The organism is uncultured Campylobacter sp., assembly GCF_937890585.1.
Classification (GTDB): domain Bacteria; phylum Campylobacterota; class Campylobacteria; order Campylobacterales; family Campylobacteraceae; genus Campylobacter_A.
The window spans coordinates 1-3507 of record NZ_CALACG010000263.1 but is presented as its reverse complement, the minus strand read 5'-3'; the positions used below and the strand labels follow the sequence as shown (position 1 = coordinate 3507).

Sequence of the window (3507 nt, the reverse complement as noted above, 5' to 3'; positions counted from 1 at the left end):
CAAATATCCCAGTTTATCTATAATGGATTGCGGCTTGGTCCGCGATCTAATTTATTATTTTGCAAATTTTAAAATTTCATTCACTCGCAAGAATTGATTACTAAAATTACTCGTTCATCAAATTTTTCAAATTTGCTAGATGCTCATCTTGGATTGTCAAAGTAGTCTCTTGTAGAGCTGCCTATTAAGTTTATATCCAAAAAATACCAGCTCTAATTTGAAATTTTGCTCGGAGTGTAAATCTGGGCTTACTGCCCAACTATTTTTTTAACAGCTAATGAGGCTAAATTTAGCCCAAAGCAGGCAGTCACGCCTATGAAGCTTCCAAGCGGTTTGCAAAGCGGCTCTTCTGTTGAAAAGACCACGTCAAATTTACCGCTAAAGCCCGATCTTTTTAGCTCATATCTATATTTTCTAGCTAGTGGATCGACCGAGGTTTTCCAAACGCTAGCCACTTTTATCTTGGTTGGATCAACCCTTTTTGCCCCACCCATCGAGGCTATAAATTTACTAGGATCTACCGCATTTGCAAGGGCGATCTTGGCAGCGATATCATCGATCGCATCGATCACCACGTCAAATTTGCTAAAGTCAAATCCAGCAACAAACTCAGGTGTGATGAGCGTCTGCATAGGCGTGATACAAGGATAAATTTTGGCAAACTCATCCACCTTTACGCCGCCCACATTTTCGCTGTAAATTTGGCGGTTTTGATTTGTCACGTCAAAGATGTCTTTATCGATTAGAGTGATGCTTCCGACCCCGCTTCTAGCGAGCGCATCCACGCACATCCCGCCAACGCCTCCAGCTCCACAAACTAGCACTTTTGCGCTTTGAAGCTTGCTAAAACCATCCTCGCCAAATAGCCATCTTATCCTTGTAAATCTATCATTTTGCATCAAATTTCCCTTTTAGACTCTCCAAACTCTCGTATGAGGTCATATTTAGTTTTATGGGCGTTATCGTGGCAAAGCCCTCATTTACCTTGCTGATGTCACTTGGCTCGCCTTTTTCGTATTCAAGTGCGGCATTTCCAAGCCAGTAGTACTCGACTCCCCTTGGGTTGCGGTTAAGCGCGGCGTGCGTGGCGTAGGTGCGTCTGCCAGCTGGCACGGCGGTATAGCCTTTGAAATTTTTGCTCGCTATCGCCGGGATATTTACGTTTAGAAATTCCCTTGGATTTAGCGAAATTTCACCCTCCAGCACCTTTGGAGTGATAAATTTCACGACCTCTTTTGCCAGGTCAAATCCAAGCTCATTTATCGAGTTATTTACATAAAACTGCGAAAATGCAATGCTCCTAATGCCCTGTAAAACGCCCTCCATAGCCGCTCCGCACGTGCCAGAGTAGGTGATGTCCTCGCCTAAATTTGCCCCGTGATTTATGCCACTTATCACTAGATCTGGCTTTTTATTATAAAGTGCGTGAAGTGCGAGATATACGCAGTCGCTAGGCGTTGCGTCGTCAAGTTTAAAAAAGTTATCATCAAGTTTTATAAATCTAAGTGGCCTTGTGAGAGTTAGCGAGTGAGCGCAGGCTGATTTTTCAGAGCTTGGAGCTACGATCGTGACATTTACGCCATCTAGCTCGCTCAAAGCTTCTTTTAAGGCAAGCAGTCCAGTCGCCTCAAATCCATCGTCATTTGTTATCAAAATTTCTTTCAAATTTTATCCTTTAAAGGGTTGGATTTTATCACAGCTTTCTTAAAATTTTAAAGAATTTTTGCGTATAATGCCCCCAAAAAAAGACCTGATGAAAGTGTGTAAATGAAAATTTTAGTCTCCGCTCTTGAGCCATCGGCAAATTTGCATTTAAAAGAAATTTTGAGAAATTTCGAGGGCGAATTTGAGCTAATGGGAATTTTTAGCGAAGAGCTTGGCACGCCATATATGAAAAGCAGCGAGTTTTCAGCGATGGGCTTTGTCGAGGTTTTGCCACTTATTTTTAAGGCTAAAAAAGCTTTAAAAAAGATGAGTCAAATGGCAAAAGAGGCTGATGCGGTGCTGCTTATCGACAGTCCAGCTTTTAATCTCCCGCTTGCAAAGGCGATAAAAGAGGCAGGCGCAAAGGCAGCCGTGACATACTACATCTTGCCCCAAGTTTGGGCGTGGAAGCCAAAAAGAGTGGGTGCGGTGGAGAGGTATTGTGACAACCTAGCTTCGATCCTGCCATTTGATGCGAAATTTTATAGCCGATCGACCTACGTGGGGCACCCTTTGATGGATGAGATAAAGCTTAAGAAAACGAGCCTTAGTGGCAGCGGCAAAGTGGCGTTTTTGCCGGGCTCAAGAAAGTCTGAAATTTCAAGACTTATGCCAGTTTATAGGGAGCTTGCTAAAAAGATAGAGGCTAAAAGACTGCTTGTTGTGCCGCCATTTTTGCTTGATAAAGTGGGTGAAATTTATGGTGACACAAGCGATTTTGAGATCGTCACAAACACGCCTGAAGCCTTGTATGAGAGTGACTTTGCCTTTGTTTGCTCTGGCACGGCTACGCTTGAGGCTACGCTCATTGGCACGCCATTTGTGCTAGCATACAAGGCAAAAGCGATAGATGTTTTTATCGCTAGGAAATTTGTAAAGATCAAGCACGCAGGTCTAGCAAATATAATGTTTGACTTCATGGGCAAAGAGCCGCTTCATGAGGAATTTATCCAAGAGTTTGCAACGGCTGAAAATTTACTAAAAGCTTATGAGAGCTGTGATAGGCAGAAATTCTTAAAAGGCTGCGACGAGCTAAGAGCCTATTTGGGGCACGGCAGCAGCAAAAATGTAGTAAAAATTTTAAAAAATATGGAGTAAAAAATGAGTGAACCAATGACAATATACGGATACGAGAAAATAGAGAGCGAGCTTAAAAATTTAAGGCTAGTAGAGCGCCCACAGATCGTCGTCGAGATAGATATCGCAAGGAGCCACGGCGATCTTAAAGAAAACGCCGAGTATCACGCCGCCAAAGAAAAGCAAGCCTTTATAGACGCTAGGATCGCTGAGCTTAGCGCACTTTTAGCAAACGCAGAGGTGATCGACCCAAGTAGCTATGAGCACGATAGGGTAAGGTTTGGCTCGAGCGTGACGATAATGGACGAGGAAACCGAGATAGAGCACACATACACGATCGTTGGTATCAGCGAGAGCGACATAGATAAGGGCTACATCTCGATAAACTCTCCCCTTGCAAAGCAACTTTTAGGCAAGGCTGAGGGCGATGAGGTCGCGCTAAATTTACCAAAAGGCAGAAGCGACGTCGAGATCGTTAAAATTTGCTACAAGCCTATAAAATTTGACTGAAAATGGGCTGTTTTGAGCAAGTATCTATACGCCCCCACCATAAAAGATGGCGCGATCTTTATAGGCGACGCGCATGAAAATGTAAACCGAGATGGATTTTTAAATTTTCTACGCGCCGTTGATAGCGGAGAGATCAAAGAGCCGCCGCAAATTTTCTTGCTAGGCGATATGTTTGACTTTTTGACAGGCGAGGGCGAATACACTATAAATTTCTAC

4 protein-coding genes and 1 pseudogene are annotated in these 3507 nt (G+C 43.4%); 3 read left to right on the top strand and 2 right to left on the bottom strand.

Annotated features, from left to right (window positions below; genetic code table 11):
• Positions 1-248 precede the first annotated feature (248 nt).
• Positions 249-899, bottom strand: coding sequence for a tRNA threonylcarbamoyladenosine dehydratase (locus Q0296_RS07935; protein WP_298039060.1), 651 nt, complete (start codon positions 897-899; stop codon positions 249-251).
• The gene (gene surE, locus Q0296_RS07930; protein WP_298039058.1) at positions 889-1665 is read right to left on the bottom strand and encodes a 5'/3'-nucleotidase SurE; all 777 of its coding nucleotides are present in this window, start codon (positions 1663-1665) and stop codon (positions 889-891) included. The genes Q0296_RS07935 and surE overlap by 11 nt, the downstream gene beginning before the upstream one ends.
• 102 nt (positions 1666-1767) lie before the next feature.
• Here surE and lpxB point away from each other — a divergent pair, with 102 nt between their 5' ends.
• The 3 genes and pseudogenes from lpxB to Q0296_RS07915 form a co-directional block, all read left to right on the top strand.
• On the top strand, positions 1768-2802 hold the full coding sequence (gene lpxB / locus Q0296_RS07925) for a lipid-A-disaccharide synthase (RefSeq protein ID WP_298039056.1): 1035 nt from the start codon (positions 1768-1770) through the stop codon (positions 2800-2802).
• Positions 2803-2805: 3 nt separating this feature from the next.
• Positions 2806-3291: a transcription elongation factor GreA gene (greA, locus tag Q0296_RS07920; RefSeq protein WP_298039054.1), complete on the top strand. Its 486-nt coding sequence runs from the start codon at positions 2806-2808 to the stop codon at positions 3289-3291.
• A 12-nt stretch (positions 3292-3303) separates the two neighbouring features.
• A pseudogene (locus Q0296_RS07915) lies at positions 3304-3507 on the top strand (UDP-2,3-diacylglucosamine diphosphatase); the annotation flags it as partial.

Bases quoted from the DNA above. Each gene is read 5' to 3' on its own strand.
- Q0296_RS07935 (WP_298039060.1), bottom strand. From the start codon at position 899: ATGCAAAATGATAGATTTACAAGGATAAGATGGCTATTTGGCGAGGAT.
- lpxB (WP_298039056.1), top strand. From the start codon at position 1,768: ATGAAAATTTTAGTCTCCGCTCTTGAGCCATCGGCAAATTTGCATTTA.
- greA (WP_298039054.1), top strand. From the start codon at position 2,806: ATGAGTGAACCAATGACAATATACGGATACGAGAAAATAGAGAGCGAG.